Source organism: Phycicoccus sp. Soil803 (assembly GCF_001429685.1).
Classification (GTDB): Bacteria; Actinomycetota; Actinomycetes; order Actinomycetales; family Dermatophilaceae; genus Pedococcus.
This window is the reverse complement of sequence record NZ_LMST01000001.1, coordinates 1,705,151-1,729,034: the sequence shown is the minus strand read 5'-3', so window position 1 is coordinate 1,729,034 and position 23,884 is coordinate 1,705,151. Positions and strand designations below refer to the sequence as shown.

Genomic DNA, 23,884 nt, shown 5'->3' with positions numbered 1-23,884 from the left:
GCGGGGCGGGCCGGCGTCCGGACCGGTATGCCGTCCGGCCGGGCCCCGCGGCGAACTCCCTCAGCTGGTCGCGTGGCCGCTGCGTGCCGACTCCTCGGCCGGCTCACCAGCCGAGTCTGCGGCCGAGTCACCAGCAGCGTCGCCCGAGGGCCGGCCGGCCAGCTCACGGGTCGCCGGGATGACCAGCATGGCGAGCGCCACGATGACCGTGACCACCGCGAGCGAGCGCAGCACGGTGAAGCGGTCGCCGAGGAAGCCGAGCAGTGGCGGACCCGCGATGAAGGCGGTGTAGCCGATCGTGGCCACCACGGACATCCGGGCACCGGCCCGCGCCGGGTCGTCGGCGGAGGCGGAGATCCCGACCGGGAAGCCCAGGGAGGCACCCACACCCCAGATCGCGGCACCCACGTAGGCCACCGGCGCGTTGCCGAAGATCACCAGCACCGAGCCGAGGGCAGCCATCGCGAAGGTGGCCCGCAGCACCGGCACCCGGCCGTGCCGGTCGAGCAGCCGGGTCCCGAGGATCCGGCCGAGGGTCATGAAAGAGAGGAAGACCGCGAAGGCGAGCACGCCGGCCCAGTTGGGCAGGTCGTGACCCTCGACGAAGCCGACCGCGATCCAGTCGTTGGCGATGCCCTCGGTGAACGCGGCCGCGAGGACGACCAGGCCGATCATCAGGGTGCGCGGCTCGAGCCAGGCCGACCGCGGCGCGACCACGGCGGCGTCGTCGACGACCTGCGCTGCGTCGGTGTCGACCTCGACGTCGCGCGGGAGGAACGCCCGCAGCGCCCACGCGGCGACGAGCACGGTCACCACGACCGCGCCGAGGAGGTGCGGCACCAGGGTCACGCCGGACCACGACATCAGCGCCCCGACGAGCGCGGCGCCGACGGTGCCACCGGAGAAGGCGGCGTGGAAGTGCGGCATGACCGTGCGCCCGAGCAGCCGCTCGACGGCAGCGCCCTCGAGGTTCATCGCGACGTCCCAGAGGCCGACCCCGATGCCGAGGAAGAACAGGAAGAGCGCCATCAGGGGCCGCGACTTCGCGACGTCCACCGCGACTCCGATGCCGGTCAGCCCGATCGAGGCCACCACCACACCCACGACCACGGCCCGGGCCGCCCCGATCCGGTCGGCGACCCGCCCGGCGAACGGGAGGGTGAGCACCGAGCCGACGGAGGCGGCGAAGAGGGTCAGGCCCAGCTCTCCGGCGGAGAGCCCGAGCGCCGCCTTGCTGTCGGCGATCCGCGACGCGAAGGACGAGAAGGTGATGCCGGCGAGCGCGAAGACCACGAAGACGGCGTTGCGGGCGGCCAGCACCCGGTGCTGGGGAAGGGCGAGGGAGGAGGTCGTCACGGAGGTGCTCTCGGCGGTCGGTACGGAGGGAATCTGCGGATCGAATCGATTCGGTCGAATCGATTCGATAGTCTGTCGTCCATGAGCCGTCCGCGTCAACCTCGTCCCACCCTGCGCGCCGTGGCGCAGGCCGCGGGCGTGTCCACGTCGACGGCCTCGCTCGCCTTCAGCGGCAAGGGCCCCGTGGCACCGGAGACCGTCGCCCGCGTGCGCGCCGCCGCGGAGGAGCTCGGGTACGCCGGGCCGGACCCCCTCGCGTCGTCCCTGCGGCAGGGGCGCTCCGGCGTGGTCGGCGTCGTCGTCGAGGGCCGGCTGCTGCACGCCTTCCGCGACCCCTTCGCCGTCAGTGTCCTCGACGGGCTCTCCCAGGTGCTCGACGAGATCCCCGCCGGCATGCTGCTCATCGCCCAGCCTGCGGGCACCCCGGAGCGGGCCATCACCCAGCTGTCCGCCACCGCCCTCGACGCGGTGGTCTTCTCGCTCTGCGGTCCCGACACGAACCCGGCGGTCGATCACCTGGCCGCCCGCGGCATACCGATGCTCGGGGACGGCTCACCCGCCGACCCGCGCATCACCCACCTCGCCCTCGACAACCGTGGCGCCACGGTCGAGCTGGGCCGGCACCTGGAGTCGCTGGGTCACCGCCGGGTGGCGCACGTGATGATGCCCCTGCGACACGACTCCGTGACCGGACCGGCCAGCCTGGCGGACGTCGCTGCCGCCGAGTTCGCCGACACCCGCGACCGGGCGCTCGGCTTCCTCGACGTCTTCGGCGATGCGGGCGGGGTGCCGAGCGCGCCCTCCGGCCTCGTCCAGACCTCGATCCCCGACGTCGAGCAGGGCGCCATCGCCGCCCGCCTCTTGCTGGACGTTCCACAGGCCCAGCGACCGACGGCCGTCGTCGCGCAGTCGGACCTGCTCGCGATGGGGGTGGTCCGGGCGGCCGAGGAGCTGGGGCTCCGGGTGCCCGACGACCTGAGCGTGACCGGGTTCGACGGCGTGGAGCTGCCGTGGTTCCCCGGCACGCTGACGACCATCGACCAGCACGGCGGCGCCAAGGGTCGGCTGATGGGCGAGATGCTGCGCAGCCTGCTCGACGGTCACCGGCCCGACGACGCCGTGCAGCGCACCGACCTGCGGATCGGCACGACCACGGCACCGGTCGGCTAGGTCACCCGGACGCGGTCAGGACCGCAGGATGCTGACGCTCTGCTGGGCCTCGGCGGTCTCGCCGTCGGCCTGCTCGGCGAGCTCGGCCTGGCGCTCGGCCTCCCGCTCGGCCTCGGCGGCCTGCGCCGCCTGGACCGCCTTGGTGGCCTCGGACGGCTCGGCCACGACGTGGACGGTGATGTAGCGACCCTTGTCGTCCACCGTCACCGCGGCCTGGAAGTCCATCAGGCTGTCGGTGCACGACACGAAGTGGGCCTCCCAGGCCGTGTCGGCCGCCACGGTCTGCCACAGCCGCTCCAGGCCCATGCCGGCCTCCCACGGGAGGACGCCGTCGGCGCAGCGGCAGACCCCGATGACCAGCTGGTCGACGTCGTCGGTGTGGCCGAGCTCGACATCGCCGAACAACCGGCTCTCGGTCAGGGCAGCCTGCAGCGCGTTCCGCAGGTGGGTGGCGAGTGCGGAGTCAGCCGGGCTGGCATTCTCCTGCACCGCGAGCCGCAGCTTGTTGAAACTCGTGACGTCCATGCCTCATGGTCGGGCGCGGCGGGGCTCCAGGAAATCACCCAAATGCAGTAGGTCGCGTCCCCGGGAGGGGACGCGACCTACTGTTTGTTGCTGGATGACCTCGTTCGGGTCGGTCAGACGGAGCGCTCAGGCGTGGTCGTGACCCTCGTGGTCACCGTGGTCGTGGTCGTGGTCGTGGTCGTGGGCGTGGTCGTGGCCCTCGTGGTCGTGCTCCGAACCGCCCTCGAACAGCTGCGAGGCGACGTCGGTGGCGGTGACCTCGTTGAGGTCGACGGGCTGACCGGCCGTGTCGACGACCTTGGCCTGCTCGAGCACCGCGGCCAGCGCCTTGCGACGAGCCACCTCGGCGACCATCGCGGGGACCTGGCCCTGCTGGTCGATCGCCTGGGCGAACTGGTTGGGGTCCATGCCGTACTGCTGGGCGGACATCACGAGGTACTCGATCAGCTCGGGCTGCTCGACCTTGACCTCGGTCTTCTCGGCGATGGCGTCGAGCAGGAACTGGGCCTTGAGGGCCTTGCGCGTGTTGGCGTCGACCTCGGCGCGGTGCTCGTCGTCCTCGAGGCGGTTCTCGCCCTCGAGGTGCTGGTTGACCTCTGCCTCGACGACGCCGTCCGGCACGGGGATGTCGATGGTCTCGAGCAGGTGCTCGAGGACCTTGTCGCGGGCCTGGACGCCCTGCTCGAACTTGGCGGCCTGGTCGGCCTGCTTGGTGACGTCCTCGCGCAGCTCCTTGAGGGTGTCGAACTCCGACGCCAGCTGGGCGAAGTCGTCGTCCAGCGCGGGGAGCTCGCGGACCTTGACCGACTGCACGGTCACGACCACGTCGGCGTCCTCGCCCTCACGGTCACCGCCGGCGAGCGGCGCGGTGAACGACTTGGTCTCCTCTGCGGCCATCCCGGTGAGGGCCTCGTCGAGCCCGTCGAGCATGTTGCCCGAGCCGACCTCGTAGGAGACACCCGTGACCGAGTCGATCTCGTCGTCGCCGATGCTGGCCTTGAGGTCGATCGAGACGAAGTCGCCGTTCTCGACGGTGCGCTCGACGCCCTTGAGGGTGCCGAAGCGCTCCTGCAGCGCGATCAGCCGGGCCTCGACGTCCTCGGGGGACGCCTTGGCCTCGTCTACCTCGACCGTGATGCCGCTGAAGTCGTCGGGCAGCTCGACGTCGGGGCGCACGTCGACCTCGACGGTGAACTTGAGGTCCTGCCCGTCCTCGGCCGGCACCTCGGTCACGTCGACCTCGGGCTGCCCGATGGGGCGGACCTTGTTCTCCTCGACGGCCTGGCCGTAGAACTGCGGGAGGGCCTCGTTGACGGCCTCCTGCAGGACCGCGCCGCGGCCGACCCGCTGGTCGATGATGCGCGAGGGGACCTTGCCCTTGCGGAAACCGGGCACCTGGATCTGCGAGCCGATGGTGGCGTAGGCGGCGTCGAGGCTCGGCTTGAGCTCCTCGAACGGCACCTCGACGGTCAGCTTGACCCGGGTCGGGTTCAGGGTCTCGACGGCACTCTTCACTGCGGGATACTCCAAGGTCGTGGGGGGCGTGGTGCTGGTGGTGGTGCTGGGGCGTGGTGCGTGCCTGCGGTGCGGAGCACCACCGGTCACCTCGCGACGGGGCAATGCGAAGGCCCGCTGCGCCGGCTTCAACAGGCGGCGACCGGGCCAAAACCTCATGGTAGCCGGTGTGCGCCCACGCTCCGAACCGGCGGCCCACCAGCCCGAGGAGTATGCCGCGGAGCATGCCGCGCGGGACCACCGCCACATCGCCGGCCGAAGTGCCCATGACATCCGTCACGACTTTGTGTCAAGGGTCTCCCCGGCGCTTCCCAATTCTTCGCCAGCCGGGAGGTTGGGCACCGAAATCCATTGCCAGACAATGCTTTCGGAGTGAGTCTTCCACGGGTGAGGCGGTAGTGGCCGCCTCCTTCCACGTCAGGAGACACTTCGTATGCGCACGCAGATCCTCTCTGTCGCGTTGGCGGCCTCGGCATCCCTGGGGCTCGTCACGACCGCGGTCACCGCCGCTTCGGCAGCCCCCTCCCCCAAGGCGCACGCCCAGCGCGTGTGCGCGACGCCGAGCTCACCGACCGTCGCGGCGTGCCACGCCCTGAAGCTGGTCGACCCCGACGGCCGAGCGGTCAGCCCAGCGGGACAACCGGTCACCCCGAACGCCATCTCCGGCAAGACCCCCGCGGACATCCAGAGCGCCTACAAGGTGACGGGGCTGTCGGCCGGCGGACGCACCGTCGCGATCGTCGACGCCTACGGCTACCCGAACGCCGAGCGCGACCTCGGCATCTACCGCGCCCAGTGGGGCCTGTCGGCCTGCACCACGGCCAACGGCTGCCTGCGCATCATCAACCAGACCGGCGGCACGTCGCTGCCCCGCTTCAACGTCGGCTGGGCCGGCGAGCAGGCCCTCGACCTCGACGCCGTGTCGGCGACCTGCCCGAGCTGCAAGATCGTGCTGGTGCAGGCCAACAGCGCCAGCCTCACCGACCTCGGTGCAGCGGTGAACACCGCGGCCACGCAGGCCGGTGTCGCCGCGATCTCGAACAGCTACGGCGGAGGCGACCTTGCCGACGGCTCGTACGGCGCGGCATACAACCACCCCGGTATCGCCGTGACCGCCTCGACCGGCGACAACGGGTACCAGGGCGGCAGCTTCCCCGCGTCATCGCACTACGTCACCGCCATCGGCGGCACCTCCCTGGTCAAGGACTCCAGCGCCCGCGGGTGGTCGGAGACGGCCTGGAGCGGCGCCGGCTCCGGCTGCACCACCCTCAACGCGGCGCCGGCCGGCCAGACCTCGGCGATGACCAGCTGCAGCGGTCGTGCCATCGCGGACGTCTCGGCCGTGGCCGACCCGGCGACCGGACTGGCCACCTACGCACCGACCACGAAGACCGCCTCGTCGTGGGCGCAGTACGGCGGCACCAGCCTCTCCTCGCCGATCGTCGCCTCGGTCTACGCCCTCAGTGGCAACACCGCCGGTTACGCGAACACGCTCCCCTACGCCAACCCGGCGGGACTGTTCGACGTGACCTCGGGCTCCAACGGGACGTGCGCCTCCTGGTGCACGGCGAGGTCCGGCTGGGACGGCCCGACCGGGCTCGGCACCCCGAACGGCACCTCGGCGTTCTGACCTGACCGGTCAGTCACACCGCCGGCCCCGGGGACGACCCCCGGGGCCGGCGGTGTACCCCAGGGCACCTGCGTGTCCGGCGCTCCGGTCCTGCCGAAACCTTCCGTTCACGCCCGTTGGTGAGCAGTTGGTTGACCTTGGACAAGGCTGGGACGGCAGACCTTTGGCGCAGCCGCACCCCGCACCTAGCATGTGCCGAACGGCCAACGGCGGCCGCTGTTCGGCGCCCCCACTCCACGGACGTCGAGTGGACGAATAGGGGTTAGCGCTGTGCCGTCAGTCCAGTACTCGACGCCGCATCGGGTTGCGGCTCCTCGACGAGGTTTCCTCGTGCTGGTCGTCGCCCTGACCTCGGTCGTCACGGTCATCGCTCCCGCGGACCGGGCGCTGGCGGCCGCGGTGCCGCCCTCGGGCACCCCCGCCTCCCACCCGACCAACGGCCCACCGGCACCCGCCCCGGCCGTGGCCCCGGTCCACCCGCCCTCCGCTGAACAGAAGGACGCCAGCGACACCCCCGCGGCGCCCGAGGCGGCCGCCGCCTCTGCGGACGTCTCCATCGTCAAGACCGTCTCGCCGCCGGTGCTGGTGCCGGGGTCGACGGTCACGTACACCCTGACGGTCGACAACGACGGCCCGTCGGCGGCCACCGACGTCACCGTCGAGGACGTGCTCGATGTCGCCCTCAGCGGGGCGACGTCGACGACGACCGCCGGCACGTGCGACGCCGTGGGCACGGACAACACGCTGCGGTGCTCGCTGGGCTCCCTGGACCCGGACGACGACCCGGTGACGATCAGCGTCATCGCGCTCCTCGACGGTGACCACGTGGGGACGATCTCCAACACCGCGAGCGTCGAGAGCGCTACGCCGGACCCCGATCCCGCCGACAACACGGACACGGTGACGGCCACGACCGGCCCGAGCGCCGACCTGTCCCTGGTGAAGTCGGTCAGCCCCCGCGCTCCCGTTGCCGGCACGAGGGTGGCCTACACGATCAGGGTGCACAACGCCGGTCCGATGACCGCCCACGGCGTCACGGTGACCGACCTGCTGGACGCGGACCTGCTCGACGCGTCCGTGACCACGACCGTGGGCAGCTGCGCCCCGATCAGCACCGACCACACGGTCGCCTGCGCGCTCGGGTCCCTCGCCGACCGACAGACCGCCAGGATCACCATCAGGGCGACCGTCGCCGGAGGCGCCCGGGGCGCCCTCACCAACACGGCGTCGGTGTCCTCCCCCACCCGCGACCCCGATGAGGCCGACAACGCCGACACGGTCTCGACCCCGGTCGTCGTCGACACGGACGTGAGTCTCCTGAAGAGCGTCTCGAGCTCGACCGCCGAGGTGGGCGACGACGTCGTCTTCAGGCTCAAGGTCTCCAACGCCGGACCGTCGACCGCCCGCAAGGTCGTCGTCACCGACCTCCTGCCTGCAGGGCTGCGGGTGTCGCGAACCCCCGTGGCCGACGATGGTGAGTGCTCGGTCTCCGGACCCAGGGTCACCTGCCGCCTCGACGAGCTGGCGGCCGCTGCATCCACCGAGATCCGGGTGACCGCAACGGCGCTCGCCGCAGCGGGGGGCGAGTCCCTGACCAACACGGCCCGCGTGGTCACGCCGTCCAACGACCGGGTCGGCACGAACGACCAGGACTCCGTGGTGCTGGCGGTCGCCGCCCCGGAGCCTCCGCCACCGGCGGCCTCACCCGATCCACCGGCGGCGTCGCCCACGCCGCCCGCGGTCACCGACCGGTGCCCCTCGTGCCCCCCCGAGCTGGCCGTCACGGGAGCCGACCCGGCGCCCGAGACCGCCCTGGCGCTGGCCATGCTGCTGGCCGGGCTGCTCCTCACGTGGACCGCCCGCCGTCGTGGGGCGCTCCTCGCGCACGCGGACCGACCGCCGTCTACGTTGAGGTCATGGCTGCACAGACCCCGCCCAGCACCCCCGACCTGCCGCCCGAGTGGGACGTCATCGTCGTCGGCGCCGGCCCCGTGGGTGAGAACGCCGCGGACCGGGCGCACAAGGCCGGACTCACGGTCGCGCTCGTGGAGAAGCACCTCGTGGGCGGCGAGTGCAGCTTCTACGCCTGCTCCCCGAGCAAGGCCCTGCTCCGCCCGATCCACGCGACGCGCGCCTCCCAGCGGGTGCAGGGCTCCGAGGGGGCACGCGTCGACCCCGCGGGGGTGCTGGCTCGCCGCGACGCGTGGGTCAACCGGATCGGCACGACCGACACGTTCGACGACGGCGGCCAGGTCGGCTGGCTCGACCACGTCGGCATCACCCTGCTGCGCGGGGAGGCCCGCCTGACCGGTGAGCTCGCGGTCGAGGTCGACGGGAAGCCGTACCGGGCCCGACGGGCCGTCGTGCTCGCGACCGGCACCACCTCGACGATCCCGCCGATCCCCGGGCTGCGCGAGGCGCGCCCGTGGACGAACCGGGAGGCGACCACGAGCCGGCGGATCCCCGACCGGTTGGCCGTGCTCGGGGGCGGCGTGGTCGCGTGCGAGCTCGCCCAGGTCTACGCGGCGCTCGGGTCGGCGGTCACCATCATCGAGCAGGCCGACGGGATCCTCGGCCGCCACGAGGAGTTCGCGGGAGACGCGGTCGCCGAGGCGCTGGAGCGCGACGGCGTCGACCTCCGCCTGGGGACGCGAGCCGAGTCCGTCTCGCGACTGGGGCCCACCGGCGAGGTGACCGTCCAGCTGTCCGACGGCACGAGCGTGACCGCGGACGAGCTGCTCGTCGCCGTGGGTCGCACACCCGCCACGAGTGGCCTCGGGGTGCAGGAGGTAGGCGGCGAGCTCGACGACGCGGGCTTCGTCCGGGTCACCGAACGCATGGAGGTCGAGGGCATCTCGCCGGACCACCCCTGGTTGTATGCCGTGGGCGACGTCAACGGGCGAGCCCTCCTCACGCACATGGGCAAGTACCAGGCCAGGGCCGTCGGGGACCTGCTCGGTGCGCGCGCGGCCGGCCGTGAGCCGGACCCGCGGACCACCGTCCCCTGGGCCACCGGCGCCGGGTCGCCCCAGGTCGTCTTCACCGACCCCGAGGTTGCGGCGGCCGGGCTCACCGAGGCCGAGGCTCGCGAGCGTGGCCTGACCATCCGGATGGTCGACCTGCCGATGGACTCCGCGGCCGGCGCCGGACTCCAGGCCGAGGGCTACCAGGGACAGGCGAGGATCATCGTCGACGAGGAGGCCGGCGTCCTCGTCGGGGCGACCTTCGTCGGTCAGGACGTCGCGGAGCTGGTCCACGCCGCCACGGTGGCGATCGTCGGCAAGGTGCCGCTGACGACGCTCTGGCACGCAGTGCCGTCCTACCCGACGATGAGCGAGATCTGGCTGCGCCTGCTGGAGGAGTACGGCGTCTGAGCCGGGCGACGGAAGATCTCCGTCGGCGAGCGGAGCTCTCCGTCATCCGTACGGCCCACGAGGACGTTTCGCGAGGTACGGTCCGAATTTGACCCCGGCGACCGCACGCGGGGGAAGACCTCCGAAGGGAAACACCATGCGACTTCGCACTCCCCTGCGCCTGGGCGTCCTGACCGCGGCAGCAGCCCTCGCGTTGCTCGGTGGTGGGACGGCCGCCACCGTGAACGCCGCGGCCGTGACGTCACCGGGGGTGGCCGCGTGCCAGCCCGGCGGCAACCACAGCGGCGCCCGGGTCAAGGCCGGCAGCAAGGCCGTCGAGCCCGCGCTCTACCCCAAGAACGAGGCCAACGCCTACGGCGTGCTCACGAACCTGCCCACCCTCGCCGACGGCAGCGTGCGCATCGACACCGTCTTCCACATGGTCGACAAGGATGCCTTCACCACCGCGGAGAAGGCCCGGTGGCAGACGCTCATCGCGGCCCAGCTGAAGGTGCTCAACGACTCGTACTCGGGGGCGACCGCCACCGGTGCCGCCGACACCCCCTTCCGCTTCCGACTGGTCGACACGACGTGGACGACCAACCCGGCGTGGTACACCGCGGTGCCCGGCAGCAACGCCGAGCGGGAGATGAAGCGGACGCTGTACCGCGGCGACGCCACCACCCTCAACGTCTACGGGACCCAGGGTGGCGGGCTGTTGGGCTGGGCCTACTTCCCCAAGGGCTACAACCACGGCCGCGACTACATCGACGGCGTGGTCATGATGGCCGAGTCGATGCCCGGAGGGACCGGGCTGGGATACCCGCAGTACACCGGGGGCGACACCCTCACCCATGAGTCCGGCCACTGGCTGATGCTCGAGCACACGTTCGCGCACGGCTGCGCAGCCAACGGCGACTGGGTGGCCGACACCGCACCCGAGGCGATCCCGCAGTTCGACTGCCCGATCGGCGCGGACACCTGCGCCGCCCCCGGGGTCGACCCGATCCACAACTTCATGGACTACACGCAGGACTCGTGCATGAACATGTTCACGAAGGGTCAGGCGGACCGGATGAGCGACGCCTGGCAGCAGTTCCGCGCCAGAGGCGGCAAGAGCTGACCCTCCTGGGCACCGTCAGCGAGGGCCCGCACCGGACGTCGGTGCGGGCCCTTGGCTGACTCTGGAGCGGGTGACGAGAATCGAACTCGCGTAGCTAGTTTGGAAGACTAGGGCTCTACCATTGAGCTACACCCGCGTGGACCGACAGACCCCCGGAGGGGCGGCTGATCCGAGGCGTTAGCCTAATGCCCGCGATCGTGTGACCTGAAATCGGCACACCATCGACGGGGTATGGCGCAGGTTGGTAGCGCGTCCGCTTTGGGAGCGGAAGGTCGCCGGTTCAAATCCGGCTACCCCGACACAGGGCTCGGTCAGCGCGGGGTGGCCCGGAACTCGCTGACCCGACGGCCCGCGGCCAGCCCCTTGGCCTCGAACCCGTCGGTGGGTCGCCACGGCGGCCGCTCCCCCTCCTTGACGTCGAACCCCCCGTGCGCCGCGAGCTCGGAGCGCACGTGGGCGGCATACCCGTCGTGGTCGGTGGCGAGCAGGAGGTGGCCACCGGGGGCGAGCCGATCGGCCACCAGGTCGAGGGTCTGTCGTGAGACGAAGCGGCGCTTGGCGTGCTTGGCCTTGGGCCACGGGTCGGGGAAGAAGACGTGCACCGCGGCGAGGGAGCCCGGGAGCACCCGGTCGGCCAGCAGCAGGACCGCGTCGCCCTGGTGCATCCAGACGTTGCCGAGCCCCCGGCGCTCCGCCTCGGCCAGCATCCGGGCGAGCGCGGGCGTGAAGACGTCGACGGCGAGGAGGTCGTGCCCCGGGTGGGTGGCCGCGTAGGCCAGGGCGGCGGCGCCGTGACCGCAGCCGACCTCGAGCACGACGGGTGCGGTCCGCCCGAACGCCTCCTCCGGCACGAGCGGACCGTCGGTCGGGACCGAGTGCGCGGGGGCGAGGGTCTGCATGCGCTCGACGGTGAGCGCCGACAGCCGTCCCCGGCGGGCGTTGTAGGACCGCACGCGTCCCTCGGTGTCCACCGCCCCAGCCTAGGGACCGGACGACGTCCCCTGACCCCGGCCTGCGGAGTGGCTGCCGACACCCTCCCCGTCCCGACCTGCGACCCACGGGTCGATAACCGACGCTTATGTAACCCATAATGTGGGCATGCGCATCTCCCGCTTCCCCAACATCGTCGACGACGTCACCGTCCGCCTCATCGCGGGCGTCATCCTGGTGCTCGCCGTCGTCGCCCTCGCGGCGCACCAGTGGTGGCTGTATGCCGTGCTCGCGACGGACTTCGTGCTGCGCTCGGGCTGGGGACCGTCGGCCAGCCCGGTGGCGATCCTCGTCAACCGCTGGATCCGACCCCGGGTGTCGGCCGCCCCGCGCTACACGGCCGGGCCCCCCAAGCGCTTCGCCGCGACCGTCGGGGCCGTCTTCACCCTGGCCGCGACGATCCTCTGGCTGGCCGGGACGAGCCTGCCGGTCATCCTCATCGGCGTCGTCATGGTGGTCTTCCCCGCGCTGGAGTCGCTCGCCGGGATCTGCGTGGGGTGCATCGTCTTCGGCTGGTTGATGCGACTCGGCCTGATCCCCGAGTCGGTCTGCCTCGAGTGCGCCGACATCACCCGCCGCGCGGCCCAGCGCCAGGCGGCGGCCGCAGGGGCCCCCGCGGGTTCGCAGGCCTGACCACGACCGGGCCGGCGCCCACCCGACGCAGGCTCGGGCTCAGCGGCGCCAGACGAGGACGGCCGCGCGGTCGTCGGTCTCGCCGGCCCGGGCCGCGTTGCACACCTTCGCAGCCATGCCCTCGAAGCCCTTGCCGATCATCCGCTCCGCCGTCCCGAGCATCCGGTCGATGCCGTCGCGCAGGTCGCGGTTGCGGACCTCGATGACCCCGTCGGTGTAGAGGAGCAGCGCGTCGCCACGGCCGAGCTGGCCGCGGATCCGGGGGAAGGCCAGCCCCTCGGTGACGCCGAGCACTGGGCCCTCGTCACCCTCGAGGACCTCCCACCGGCCCGAGCCGGCCGAGAAGCGCACGCCCGGGGGGTGACCGGCCGACCCCAGGCTGTACTCCCCCGTGGTCAGGTTGATCATGGCGTGCGCCGCGGTCGCGAAGCCCTCGTCCCACGCCTGGCGCAGCAGGTAGGAGTTGGCGGCCGGCAGGAAGGTGTCGTAGGGCAGCGACCCGAGGAGGCCCCCGAACGCCCCGGACAGCAGCAGTGACCGCGTGCCGGCAGCGATGCCCTTGCCCGAGACGTCGACCAGCGCGAGCTCGAGGACGTCGTCGTGGCGGCTGGTGACGAGGAAGTCGCCGGAGAACGAGTCACCGTACGCGGACAGGACGGACAGCTCGGCGCCCCACCCGCTCGGCAGCTCCGGGAGCTCGCCCTGGGTGCGCAGCCGGTCGCGCAGGTCGACCAGCATCGACTCCCCGAGGTTGCCCTGCACGCCCAGGCGGGCCCGCGAGGCAGCCACCCAGAACATGATGATCATGACGAGCGTCAGCACGCCGTACGCGGCCAGGATGCCGGGGGAGGCGTCCCGGTCCAGCACCGTGTAGGCCCCGGCGATGAGGATCGCGACGTCGACCGCGGCCAGCACCTTCGGGGTGAGGAAGAGGCCCGCGAGGACGGCCACCGGGACGTACGCCGAGAAGGGGACGTTGTCGGGCCACAGGGACATGGACCAGCAGAGCAGCGTGTTCGCAGCGATGACGCCCGCCGCGGTCGCCGCCTGGCCCCAGCGCACGAACCTGTACCGACTGCGCTGGACCCGGGACATGACGGATCGCCGAGCGAGAAAAGTCCTCTCGACAACCACTGTGAAGTTCCTTCGGCAAGGCAGGGTGCGGGCACCCTTGTGCGTCTGCGGGATGGGTCGACCCCTATCCGACCCGCCGCCAGCGTAGTGGGAGGTCAGTGGGTGCGCGCCAGATCGGTGGAGATCAGGCGGCGAGTCAGGCCTGCGGCGGCAGCGTGCCGGACTCCTCGTAGGCGCTGACCATGTCGATCCGGCGCTGGTGCCTCGGCGCACCGGAGAACGGCGTCGCGAGGAACGCCGCCACCATCGCCTTGGCCTCCTCGACGGTGTTCATCCGGCCCCCGATCGAGATGACCTGGGCGTTGTTGTGCTCCCGAACGAGGGTCGCGAGCTCGGCGTTGTAGCACAGGGCCGCGCGGATGCCGGCGACCTTGTTGGCCGCCATCTGCTCTCCGTTGCCCGAGCCACCGAGCACGACACCCAGCGAGTCCGCGTCAGCGGCGACGGCCTCGGCTGCACGCAGCACGAAGACGGGGTAGTCGTCCTCGGGGTCGAGGGTGTGCGGCCCGTGGTTGGTCACGTCGTGGCCCTCGGCCTCGAGGAACGAGACCAGCTCACCGAGCAGCTCGTATGCCGCGTGGTCGCCGCCGATGTGGACGCGCATCTGGTGCTCCTCCGTCGAAGTCTGCTGTGTCGCCAACAGCGCGCAGCGATCCTATTGCGCCCTGCAGCCCCCGTCTCTCAGTCGCTGCGTGGGTCTGGCTGCTGCGTGGGTCTAGCTGCTGCGTGGGTCTAGCTGAAGATCGGGCCGACGGTCCGCGACCGCTTGAGCTCGTAGAAACCGGGGGTGCCGGCCACCAGGACGCAGCCGTCCCAGAGCCGACCCGCAGCCTCACCCTTGGGGGCGGGTGAGACGACCGGACCGAAGAAGGCCTCGCCGTCGACCGCGACGACCGGCGTGCCGACGTCGTCACCGACCAGGTCGATGGCCCGCTGGTGGCTCGCGCGCAGCTCTGCGTCGACCGCGTCGGACTCGGCGAAGTCGGCCAGCTCCCAGGGCAGCCCGACCTCTTCCAGGGCAGGGCCGATGACCTTGGCGTAGTCCTTCTCGTCACCGAGGTGGATGCGCGTGCCCATGGCGTCGTAGAGGGGCCTGATCACCTTGTCGCCGTGGTCGCGCGCCGCGGCGATGATGACCCGCACCGGGCCCCAGGCTCGATCCATCATCTCGCGGTAGCTGTCGGGGAGGTCGCGACCCTCGTTGAGGACCGCCAGGCTCATCACCGACCAGGTCACGTCGACGGGACGGACCTCCTCGACCTCCATCATCCAGCGGGACGTCATCCACGCCCACGGACACAGGGGGTCGAACCAGAACTCGGCGGACGTACGGGTCTCGGACACAGGGGTGGCAGTCACACCCACAATCCTGCCACTGCCCTCCGGGAGCCACACCAGCGGTGGTCGCCCGGTGGCCCACCCGTGCGAGGATGGCCGCCGAAACCACTCGACCTCCCTACGTGCAGGAGCACCGTTGCCTGGCATGAACCTCACCCGCGACGAGGCCACCGCCCGCGCCGCTGTCATCGCCGTCGACCACTACGACGTCACCCTGGACCTGACCACCTCGGACACGACGTTCCGGAGCACGACCACGATCACGTTCACGAGCGCCGAGCCCGGCGTCGAGACGTTCGTCGACCTGATCGCCCCGTCCGTGGAAGCGATCACCCTGAACGGCGAGCCGCTCGACCCGGCCACCCACTTCGACGGCGTGCGCGTCCGGGTCCCGGCCACGGCGGAGCGCAACACGCTCACGGTCGACGCCACCGCGGCATACATGAACACCGGCGAGGGGCTGCACCGCTTCACCGACCCGGTGGACGGGGAGGTCTACCTCTACTCGCAGTTCGAGGTGGCCGACTGCCGCCGGATGTTCGCGGTCTTCGAGCAGCCCGACCTCAAGGCGACCTTCGCGTTCACCGTGACCGCCCCGGACCACTGGCAGGTGGTGTCCAACTCCCCCACCCCCGAGCCGACGCCGGTGCGTGCCGGCGTGGCCACGTGGGCGTTCGGCACGACCGCGCGGATGTCCTGCTACATCACCGCGCTCGTCGCCGGCCCCTACGCCGTGGTGCGCGACGAGGTGGAGACCCGCCGCGGCACGGTGCCCCTGGGGATCTTCTGCCGCCAGTCGCTGCTGGAGCACCTGGACGCCGACAACGTCTTCGCCTGCACCAAGCTCGGCTTCGCCTTCTTCGAGGAGGAGTTCGACTGCGAGTACCCGTTCGAGAAGTACGACCAGCTCTTCACTCCCGAGTACAACATGGGCGCGATGGAGAACGCCGGCGCCGTCACCATCAGCGAGATCTACGTCTTCCGCTCGAAGGTGACCGAGGCCCTCGTCGAGCGTCGCGCGCTCACCCTGCTCCACGAGCTGGCCCACATGTGGTTCGGCAACCTCGTGACGATGAAGTGGTGGAACGACCTGTGGCTCAACGAGTCGTTCGCCGAGTGGGCCTCGACCACCTGCCAGGCGGAGGCCACCGAGTGGACCAGCGCCTGGACCACCTTCGGCACCTCCGAGAAGTCCTGGGCCTACCGCCAGGACCAGCTGTCCTCGACCCACCCGATCGTCGCGCCGATCCGCGACCTGCAGGACGTCGAGGTCAACTTCGACGGGATCACCTATGCCAAGGGCGCCTCGGTGCTCAAGCAGCTGGTCGCCTACGTCGGCCGCGAGCCGTTCACCGCCGGTCTGCGGGCCTACTTCGCCAAGCACGCCTGGGGCAACACCCGGCTCGAGGACCTGCTGCGCGAGCTCGAGGCCACCTCCGGGCGCGACCTGGGATCCTGGTCGAAGCTGTGGCTGGAGACCGCCGGCGTCAACACCCTCCACCCCGAGATCGACACCGATGACCAGGGTCTGGTCTCCTCCGCGCGGATCGTCCAGACCTACGCCGAGGGGTTCGAGACGCTGCGTCCGCACCGCCTGGCCGTGGGCCTGTACGACGTCGACGACAGCGCCCCCGGCGGTGGCGCGCTGGTCCGCACCGACCGGATCGAGCTCGACGTCGACGGGGAGTCCACCGACCTGCCGCAGCTGGTCGGTCGCCCGGCCCCCGACCTGCTCCTCGTCAACGACGACGACCTCGCCTACGCCAAGATCCGCCTCGACGAGCGTTCGCTCGCGACCGCCCTGGCGCACCCGCGCGGGTTCCAGGACAGCCTGCCCCGCGCCCTCGTCCTCGGCGCCGCGTGGGACATGACCCGCGACGCCGAGATGTCGGCCCGCGACTTCGCGGCGCTCGTCCTCGCCTCGCTCCCCGGCGAGACCGACTCGACCCTGCTCCGGGTGCTCCTGGGCCAGCTGCAGACGGCGTTGCACCTCTATGTCGCGCCGGCCCACCGCGAGGCGGCGCTCGCGAGCGCCGCCCGCGACCTGCGGGCCCTCGCTGTGGCCGCCGAGCCCGGCAGTGACGCCCAGCTCCAGCTGGTCGGGGCGTATGCCGCGCACCAGCGCGGTGGCGAAGACGCGGCATACCTGCGTGGCCTCCTCGACGGCACGGAGGTGCTGGACGGCCTCGCCATCGACACCGACATGCGCTGGCGACTGCTCACCACGCTCGCCGCCTGTGGCGCGGCGACGACGGCCGACATCGACGCCGAGCTGGCGCGCGACAACACGGCCACCGGGCGCGAGCACGCCGAGCAGGCCCGCGCGTCCTTCCCGACCGCCGAGGCCAAGGCCGAGGCCTGGCGCCGTGGCGTGGAGGAGACCGGTCTGCCCAACTCGATCCTCGAGTCGGTCGCCGCCGGCTTCGCGACGGTGCACGACAACACGCTCCTGGAGCCCTACGTCGAGAAGTACCACGCGATGCTCGACACCGTGGAGGGCAAGGGGTCGCACGCCATCATCGAGATCCTGGTCCGCGGCTTCTACCCCACGGTCCTGGCCGACCAGCGGCTCCACGACGCCACCGAGGCCTGGCTGTTGGCGCACCCCGACGCGCCCGCGGCCCTGCGCCGCCTGGTCACGGAGAACCGCGACCCGATCGCCCGCGCCCTGCGCGCGCAGCAGCGTGATGCCGATGCCTGAGAGGTTCTTGGACGGGTTCAACCTGCATGCCCTGCTCGAGGTCACTCCCCACTCGGCCTGGGACTGGTTCACCGGCCAGCCGTTGGACATCGTCATCACCGTGGTCGCGGCCGTCATCCTCCGCTGGCTGGCGCTGAGATCGATCGGTCGGGTGGTCGCCACGACCCTCGCCCGGTCGGACGCCCGGCGGACCGGCGAGAGCAGCCGGGCGGCACGAGTGCTGGCCCAGGCCACCGGCTCGGCCCACGAGCGGCACCGCCAGCGCACCCTGACCATGGGCTCGCTGCTGCGGAGCATGGTCACCTTCGTCGTCGTCATGGTCACGGTCCTCACGATCCTGACCACGGTGGGGATCAACCTCGGACCGGTGCTCGCCACGGCCGGGGTCGGCGGTGTGGCGCTCGGGTTCGGCGCCCAGAGCCTCGTCAAGGACTTCCTCTCGGGCATCTTCATGATCCTCGAGGACCAGTACGGCGTCGGTGACGTCGTCGACACCGGCGAGGCCATCGGCACCGTCGAGGAGGTCTCGCTGCGAGTCACCCGGCTGCGCGACGGCCAGGGCGTGGTCTGGTACATCCGCAACGGCGAGATCATCCGGATCGGCAACAAGAGCCAGGGCTGGTCCACCGCGATGGTCGACATCCCGGTCGCCTACTCCGAGAACCTCGACAAGGTGATCCCGCTGATCCGCACCGTGGTCCACGAGCTCGACCAGAGCCCCGACTGGACCGACAAGCTGCTGGAGGAGCCCCAGGTCGTCGGGGTCGAGTCGATGACCGGCTCGGTCGTGACGATCCGCGTGATCGCCAAGACCGCCCCCGAGCAGCAGTACGGCGTCTCGCGCGAGATCCGCGAGCGGGTCAAGGCCGCCTTCGACGAGAACGGCGTCAAGGCCCCGGTCATGACGCCCTTCGGCCCCGCGGCAGGCGCCCGATGAGCATCCAGTCGCCCGGTGGCGAGCAGTTCGGCAGCTTCTACGACCAGGTCGGCGGGCACGAGACCTTCCGCAAGCTGGTCCACGAGTTCTACCGGGGAGTGGCCACCGACCCCCCGCTGCGCGCCCTCTACCCCGAGGACGACCTCGGACCGGCCGAGGAGCGGTTCCGGATGTTCCTCGAGCAGTACTGGGGTGGCCCGACCACCTACTCCGACCAACGTGGCCACCCCCGGCTGCGGATGCGGCACCACCCGTTCAAGGTGACCCCTCTGCAGCGCGACCGCTGGCTGCACCACATCATGGCCGCGGTCGACACCCTCGACCTCCCCCCGGCGAACGACCTGCTGCTGCGCGACTACCTCGAGCGCGCCGCCCACTCGATGGTGAACTCGCTCGACGAGGACTGACCCACCGCTCACGGTGCGGGGTGCCGCGTGGCCCGGCCACGCGGCATACCCTCCGGCTCGCGGGTGGTTCCGCTGGGCAAGACGGTGGCAGGCTGGGTTCCCCGAACGCGTTCGATGCGTCAGCATTGTCTCCCGTGACGACGACCCTCTCCACGCACCTCATCCACCCCGCAGCCTCGGCCGACGCAGCCTGGTGGCGGCACGCCGTGATCTACCAGATCTACCCCAGGTCCTGGGCCGACGCCGACGGTGACGGCATCGGCGACCTGCCCGGTGTCACCGCCCGGCTCGACTACCTCAAGGCGCTCGGCGTCGACGCCGTGTGGTTCAGCCCGTTCTACAAGTCGCCCCAGGCCGATGCGGGCTACGACGTCGCCGACTACCGCGACATCGACGACCTGTTCGGCACGCTCGAGGACGCCGACGCGATGGTCGCGCGGGCCCACGAGCTCGGTCTGAAGGTGATCGTCGACCTCGTCCCCAACCACACCAGCGACGAGCACGAGTGGTTCCAGGCGGCGCTCGCCGCCGCACCCGGCAGCCCGGAGCGCGACCGCTACATCTTCCGCGACGGCAAGGGCCCGGACGGCGCCCTGCCGCCCAACGACTGGCACTCGGTCTTCGGCGGCAACGGCTGGACGCGCATCACCGAGGCCGACGGACAGCCCGGCCAGTGGTACCTCCACCTGTTCGACACCAAGCAGCCCGACCTCAACTGGGACAACCCCGAGGTCGGCGACGAGTTCGAGTCGATCCTGCGCTTCTGGCTCGACCGCGGCATCGACGGCTTCCGGGTCGACGTGGCGCACGGCCTCATCAAGGAGAAGGGGCTGCCCGACTACGACGCCGAGCTGCACATCCTCGACGGCGAGGTGAAGCCCGGCGCCCCGATGCCGCCGATGTGGGACCAGGACCCGGTCCACGACGTCTACCGCCGTTGGCACAAGGTGCTGGCCGAGTACGGCGAGCCCGACCGGATCCTCGTGGCCGAGGCCTGGGTGCGACCCCAGGAGCGCGCGGTGCGCTACATCCGCCCGGACGAGATGCACCAGACGTTCAACTTCGACTTCCTGCAGAGCCAGTGGCGCGCCGAGGACCTGCGCGAGGTGATCGAGTCCTCGCTCGCGGCGGCCGACTCCGTGGGCGCCCCCAGCACCTGGGTGCTGTCCAACCACGACGTGGTGCGGCACGCCTCCAGGCTGGGCCTGCCGGTCGGCGAGCGCCGGCCCAACGGCATCAGCGCCGAGGACCCGCAGCCCGACCGGGCGCTCGGGCTCCGGCGGGCGCGGGCGGCGACCACGCTCATGCTCGCCCTGCCGGGTGGGGCCTACCTCTACCAGGCCGAGGAGCTTGGCCTGCCCGACTCCACCGACATGCCCGGCGAGTTCCGCCAGGACCCGACCTTCATCCGCAGCAAGGGCAAGGAGATCGGCCGCGACGGGTGTCGCGTCCCGATCCCGTGGGAGAAGGACGCGCCGTCGTTCGGCTTCGGTCCCACCGACCAGACCTGGCTCCCGCAGCCCGCGATCTACGGCGACTACGCCGTCGACCAGCAGGACGGCGTGGAGGGGTCGACGCTCGAGCTCTACCGCACCCTGCTGCGGACGCGGCGCGACCGCCAGCTCGGCACGGGTGGGCTGCGGTTCGCGGAGGGCTTCGGCGACGAGGTGGTCGCCCTGGTCAACACGGGCCAGGGCCAGGACACCCTCGTCATCGCGAACCTCGGCACCGAGCCGGTGGCGCTGCCCGACGGCGCGACCGTCGTGGTGGCCTCGGGCGACCTGACCGACGACGGCCTGGTGCCGACCGACACGACGGTCTGGGCCGCTCTCTGACGTGACCCTCACCCTCATTCGATGTGAACGCGCCGGGAATCCCCGGCGCGTTCACATCGAACCGGCTGACGGAGTCGGGTCGTGGCACAGAATGGGCGCGTGAGAGCCGCGGACTTCGCCTTCTTCGACGCCCCGACCCCCATCGGGCTGGCGCACCGGGGTGGGGCGAAGCTCGCGGCCAACCTGCACCTCGAGAACACCCTCGCGGCCTTCCGCGAGGCGGTACGGATGGGTTACCGCTACCTCGAGACCGACGTGCACGCCACGGTGGACGGCACGCTGCTCGCCTTCCACGACCTGCGGCTCGACCGGGTCACCGACCAGCGTGGCGTGATCGCCGACCTCCCGTATGCCGCGGTGCGGGTCGCCCGGATCCACGGCACCGAGCCGATCCCCCTGCTCTCGGACCTGCTCGAGGAGTTTCCGGACACCCGGATCAACATCGACGTCAAGGCGCCGGGAGCCATCGAGCCCCTGGCCGAGGTGATCCGTCGACACAGGGCGATCGACCGCGTCTGCGTCGGCTCGTTCTCCGACCGGCGGCTGCGGGCCGTGCGCCGGCTCCTCGGACCGGGGTTGGCCACCGCGACCGGACCGGCTGAGGTGGCCGCCCTGCGCCTGGCCCCCCAGCGGGTCGCCTCGTGGCTGCGCTCCCCCGCGGCCGTCCTGCAGATCCCGACCGGGCACCTCGTCGGCGGTCGTCGCCTCGACCTGGTCACGCCGGGGCTGGTCGAGCGGGTGCACGCGATGGGCAAGCACGTCCACGTCTGGACCATCGACGACGCCGACGAGATGCACCGGCTCTTCGACCTCGGCGTGGACGGCATCGTGTCCGACCGCATCGACACCCTCGCCGACGTCCTGACCGAGCGCGGCGTACCGTTGCGCCAGTGACCACGCCCACCCCACACCCTGCCCCGGAGGGTGTCGAGGATGCTGGTCCGGGCAGCGCACCCGAGGCGCGTGTCGGCGTCTTCCACCCGCGCTACGTGCTGCTGTCCGTCTCCCTGCTGGCGCTGATCACGGTGATCGCCTTCGAGGGCATGGCGGTCTCCACGGCGATGCCGGACGCCGCCCGCGAGCTCGACGCGGTGCGGTCCTACGGGCTCGCCTTCTCGGTCATGCTGACGACCCAGCTGCTCGGCATCGTGCTGGCCGGTGTCTGGTGCGACCGGTTGGGTCCGCTGCCCTCCCTCTTCGCGGGCCAGCTCCTGTTCGCGGCCGGGTGCGGCCTGTGTGGCGGCTCGCAGTCGTTCGGGCCGTTCCTCGCCGGGCGTGGGGTCGCCGGCCTGGGAGCCGGGCTGATCATCGTCGCCGGCTACGTCGTCATCGGCCGGGCCTACCCGGAGTCGTTGCGGCCCAAGGTGTTCAGCGTGATCTCCGCCGCGTGGGTGCTGCCCTCGCTGCTGGGTCCACCGGTCGCCGCATGGGTCACGACGACGTGGTCCTGGCGCTGGGTCTTCTGGCTCGTGGTCGTGCCGGTCGTCGCCGCCCTCGCGCTGGTCTTCGCCCGGCGCGCACAGATCGCAGCCGCCGACGAGGGTATCGACGAGTCGAGCCGCGACCACCGCGAGCACGCCCGGGCAGCGTGGTTCGGGGTGCTCATCGCGGTGTCCGCGGGCGCCCTCCAGTGGGGCACCCACGACCTCGAGCTCAGCTGGTCGACCAAGACCGCGGTCGCCGTCCTCGGTGTGGCGGGGATCGCCGCCACCGCACCGATGCTCCTGCCGCGCGGCACCTGGCTGCTGCGTCGCGGGCTGCCGTCGGTGATGCTGGCGCGCTTCCTGCTGACCTGTTCGTTCTTCGGCACGATCACCTACATCCCGCTCATGCTGGTCAACGAGCGTGGTCAGACCCTCGCGACGGCCGGCACGATCCTGGCGGTCGGGTCGCTCGGGTGGTCCACCGGTTCGTGGGTGCAGGGCCGCGACCGCTGGGCCGGGCGTCGCCACCAGCTCGTGGTCGCCGGTGGCGTGCTGCTGACCGCGGGCCTGCTCGCGATCGTGGCGGTCGCGCAGTTCGCCTGGCCTCCGTGGCTGATCGCCGTGGCGCTCGTCTCCTGCGGCATGGGCATGGGCCTGGGCACCGCGAGCCTCTCGGTGCTCTCACTCACCCTCACGTCGCCTGCCGACCACGGCACGACGTCGTCGTCGCTCCAGCTCGCCGACGTCCTGGGCTCGGTGCTCGGCATCGCCGCCGCCGGCGCGGTCTTCGCGGCCCGGCACACGACCGCCGGCCAGGACGTCCCGGTGTTCGTGAGCATGTGGCTGGGACTCAGCGTCGTCGCCGCCCTGGTCGTGGTCGCCGGTCAGCGGATCAGGACCTGAGCCCGCGGCCCCGGCTCCGCACCGCCGGGACGGCTGGACCGCGCCCGGACTGCAGCGATGACCGCGGCCATGTCGAGGCCTCCCCACCCCCCGTCCACGGTCTCGGCGAACAGGTCGTGCGCCGCATCGGCCAGTGGTGTGGCGACCCCGGCCTGCCGGGCGGCCGAGACCACGAGCTCGGCATTCATGAGCACGTCGGCGGCGCCTGCCTGCACGGCCCAGTCACCCGCGACCAGCTTGGCCAGCTTGGCGCGGGACACCGTGCTCGCCATCGGCCCCTCGTCGACGACCCGTTGCAACACCTCGAGGTCGAGCTCGTGCGCGGCCGCGAAGTGGAACGCCTCGACCAGGCCGGTCACCTGGGTGATGAGGAAGAGGTTCACCGCCAGCTTGGTGAGGAGCGCGCTGCCCACCGGGCCCGTCTCGACGACCGCCCTGCCGAGCGGCGCGAGAAGCGGCGCGACGCGGGACCGCACCGCTGCCTCACCGGCGAGCATGATGACGAGCTGGGCCGCCTCTGCGACCGGTCGCGACCCCGAGACAGGTGCCTCTGCGTACCAGCCACCGGCTGCCTCGACCTCGCGTCCCAGTGCGACCGAGAAGGACGGTGACGTGGTCCCGAGGTGGACCACGGTGCGTCCCCGGACCAGGTGGGTGAGCTCTTCGGTGCCTCTCGGCAACGCGGCGTCCACCCCACTCTCCCCGGCCAGCATGAGCAGGACGACCTCGCTTCGCTCGAAGACCTCGGCCACGTCGACAGCCCTCCGTGCACCCAGGCTCGCGAGGTGGTCGAGCGCCGGTGCCGAGCGGTTCCACACCACCAGGTCCTGACCTGCTGCGAGCAGGTTCGCCGCCATCGGTCGCCCCATAATGCCCAGCCCGATGAATCCGACCGTCATGTCGATCCTCC

At 71.6% G+C, this 23,884-nt stretch carries 19 protein-coding genes, 2 tRNA genes and 1 pseudogene; 13 read left to right on the top strand and 9 right to left on the bottom strand.

Translation table 11 applies throughout. The features are described from left to right. Nucleotides 1-60: 60 nt before the first annotated feature. Nucleotides 61-1,356 carry an MFS transporter gene (locus ASG95_RS07930; RefSeq protein ID WP_082592429.1) on the bottom strand — a complete coding sequence of 432 codons (1,296 nt, stop codon included), beginning with the start codon at nucleotides 1,354-1,356 and terminating at the stop codon, nucleotides 61-63. A gap of 81 nt (nucleotides 1,357-1,437) precedes the next feature. On the opposite strand from ASG95_RS07930, the gene ASG95_RS07925 reads away from it, so the two are divergent. Further along, nucleotides 1,438-2,526 (top strand): LacI family DNA-binding transcriptional regulator, encoded by a 1,089-nt coding sequence (locus ASG95_RS07925; protein WP_057377117.1) that lies wholly within the window; start codon nucleotides 1,438-1,440, stop codon nucleotides 2,524-2,526. A 15-nt stretch (nucleotides 2,527-2,541) separates the two neighbouring features. On the opposite strand, the gene ASG95_RS07920 is transcribed toward ASG95_RS07925, so the two are convergent. Together ASG95_RS07920 and tig are read right to left on the bottom strand one after the other, a co-directional pair. Continuing rightward, nucleotides 2,542-3,051 carry a hypothetical protein gene (locus ASG95_RS07920; RefSeq protein WP_057377116.1) on the bottom strand — a complete coding sequence of 170 codons (510 nt, stop codon included), beginning with the start codon at nucleotides 3,049-3,051 and terminating at the stop codon, nucleotides 2,542-2,544. Nucleotides 3,052-3,177: 126 nt separating this feature from the next. After that, on the bottom strand, nucleotides 3,178-4,566 hold the full coding sequence (gene tig / locus ASG95_RS07915) for a trigger factor (protein WP_056923607.1): 1,389 nt from the start codon (nucleotides 4,564-4,566) through the stop codon (nucleotides 3,178-3,180). Nucleotides 4,567-4,999: 433 nt separating this feature from the next. Here tig and ASG95_RS07910 point away from each other — a divergent pair, with 433 nt between their 5' ends. The 4 genes and pseudogenes from ASG95_RS07910 to ASG95_RS07890 all read left to right on the top strand — a co-directional run bounded on the left by ASG95_RS07910 (nucleotide 5,000) and on the right by ASG95_RS07890 (nucleotide 10,672). Further along, nucleotides 5,000-6,196: a S53 family peptidase gene (locus ASG95_RS07910; protein ID WP_056923608.1), complete on the top strand. Its 1,197-nt coding sequence runs from the start codon at nucleotides 5,000-5,002 to the stop codon at nucleotides 6,194-6,196. A 192-nt stretch (nucleotides 6,197-6,388) separates the two neighbouring features. Continuing rightward, nucleotides 6,389-7,798, top strand: a pseudogene (locus ASG95_RS22355) (hypothetical protein); the annotation flags it as partial. A gap of 314 nt (nucleotides 7,799-8,112) precedes the next feature. Continuing rightward, complete coding sequence (locus ASG95_RS22010; protein WP_056923611.1) at nucleotides 8,113-9,570, top strand: NAD(P)/FAD-dependent oxidoreductase; 1,458 nt, start codon at nucleotides 8,113-8,115, stop codon at nucleotides 9,568-9,570. Nucleotides 9,571-9,706: 136 nt separating this feature from the next. Next, entirely contained in the window at nucleotides 9,707-10,672 is a 966-nt protein-coding gene (locus ASG95_RS07890) for a zinc metalloprotease (protein ID WP_056923612.1), read from the top strand. A gap of 62 nt (nucleotides 10,673-10,734) precedes the next feature. Here the strand turns inward: ASG95_RS07890 and ASG95_RS07885 are convergent. Continuing rightward, a tRNA-Gly gene (locus ASG95_RS07885) sits at nucleotides 10,735-10,808 on the bottom strand. 89 nt (nucleotides 10,809-10,897) lie between these two features. Here ASG95_RS07885 and ASG95_RS07880 point away from each other — a divergent pair. Next, nucleotides 10,898-10,971: transfer RNA gene (locus ASG95_RS07880), tRNA-Pro, on the top strand. A 12-nt stretch (nucleotides 10,972-10,983) separates the two neighbouring features. On the opposite strand, the gene ASG95_RS07875 is transcribed toward ASG95_RS07880, so the two are convergent. After that, nucleotides 10,984-11,643 (bottom strand): tRNA (guanosine(46)-N(7))-methyltransferase TrmB, encoded by a 660-nt coding sequence (locus tag ASG95_RS07875; RefSeq protein ID WP_056923613.1) that lies wholly within the window; start codon nucleotides 11,641-11,643, stop codon nucleotides 10,984-10,986. A gap of 127 nt (nucleotides 11,644-11,770) precedes the next feature. Between ASG95_RS07875 and ASG95_RS07870 the strand changes: the two genes are divergently transcribed. Continuing rightward, a complete protein-coding gene (locus tag ASG95_RS07870) occupies nucleotides 11,771-12,295 on the top strand; it encodes a DUF4395 domain-containing protein (protein ID WP_056923614.1) in 525 nt (174 codons plus the stop codon). 39 nt (nucleotides 12,296-12,334) lie between these two features. Here ASG95_RS07870 and ASG95_RS07865 read toward each other — a convergent pair whose 3' ends face one another. The 3 genes from ASG95_RS07865 to ASG95_RS07855 all read right to left on the bottom strand — a co-directional run bounded on the left by ASG95_RS07865 (nucleotide 12,335) and on the right by ASG95_RS07855 (nucleotide 14,788). Then, nucleotides 12,335-13,390, bottom strand: coding sequence for a PP2C family protein-serine/threonine phosphatase (locus ASG95_RS07865; protein WP_056923615.1), 1,056 nt, complete (start codon nucleotides 13,388-13,390; stop codon nucleotides 12,335-12,337). Nucleotides 13,391-13,565: 175 nt separating this feature from the next. Beyond that, on the bottom strand, nucleotides 13,566-14,033 hold the full coding sequence (locus ASG95_RS07860; RefSeq protein WP_057377114.1) for a ribose-5-phosphate isomerase: 468 nt from the start codon (nucleotides 14,031-14,033) through the stop codon (nucleotides 13,566-13,568). 128 nt (nucleotides 14,034-14,161) lie between these two features. Then, nucleotides 14,162-14,788: a DsbA family protein gene (locus ASG95_RS07855; RefSeq protein ID WP_255358322.1), complete on the bottom strand. Its 627-nt coding sequence runs from the start codon at nucleotides 14,786-14,788 to the stop codon at nucleotides 14,162-14,164. Between the two features lie 115 nt (nucleotides 14,789-14,903). Between ASG95_RS07855 and pepN the strand changes: the two genes are divergently transcribed. The 6 genes from pepN (at nucleotide 14,904) to ASG95_RS07825 (ending at nucleotide 22,974) form a co-directional block, all read left to right on the top strand. Then, on the top strand, nucleotides 14,904-17,468 hold the full coding sequence (gene pepN, locus ASG95_RS07850; protein ID WP_056923618.1) for an aminopeptidase N: 2,565 nt from the start codon (nucleotides 14,904-14,906) through the stop codon (nucleotides 17,466-17,468). After that, a complete protein-coding gene (locus ASG95_RS07845) occupies nucleotides 17,461-18,405 on the top strand; it encodes a mechanosensitive ion channel family protein (RefSeq protein ID WP_057377112.1) in 945 nt (314 codons plus the stop codon). The genes pepN and ASG95_RS07845 overlap by 8 nt, the downstream gene beginning before the upstream one ends. Continuing rightward, nucleotides 18,402-18,812, top strand: a complete 411-nt coding sequence (locus ASG95_RS07840) for a globin (protein WP_056923619.1) — start codon at nucleotides 18,402-18,404, stop codon at nucleotides 18,810-18,812. Before ASG95_RS07845 ends, ASG95_RS07840 begins: the two co-directional genes overlap by 4 nt. A 134-nt stretch (nucleotides 18,813-18,946) precedes the next feature. Beyond that, a complete protein-coding gene (locus ASG95_RS07835) occupies nucleotides 18,947-20,647 on the top strand; it encodes a glycoside hydrolase family 13 protein (protein WP_235543605.1) in 1,701 nt (566 codons plus the stop codon). Nucleotides 20,648-20,746: 99 nt separating this feature from the next. Continuing rightward, complete coding sequence (locus tag ASG95_RS07830) at nucleotides 20,747-21,541, top strand: glycerophosphodiester phosphodiesterase family protein (protein ID WP_056923621.1); 795 nt, start codon at nucleotides 20,747-20,749, stop codon at nucleotides 21,539-21,541. Further along, nucleotides 21,538-22,974, top strand: coding sequence for an MFS transporter (locus tag ASG95_RS07825; RefSeq protein WP_056923622.1), 1,437 nt, complete (start codon nucleotides 21,538-21,540; stop codon nucleotides 22,972-22,974). The genes ASG95_RS07830 and ASG95_RS07825 overlap by 4 nt, the downstream gene beginning before the upstream one ends. Here ASG95_RS07825 and ASG95_RS07820 read toward each other — a convergent pair. After that, nucleotides 22,956-23,873, bottom strand: a complete 918-nt coding sequence (locus tag ASG95_RS07820) for an NAD(P)-dependent oxidoreductase (protein ID WP_056923623.1) — start codon at nucleotides 23,871-23,873, stop codon at nucleotides 22,956-22,958. The two genes, ASG95_RS07825 and ASG95_RS07820, sit on opposite strands and share 19 nt — an antisense overlap. Nucleotides 23,874-23,884 lie beyond the last annotated feature (11 nt).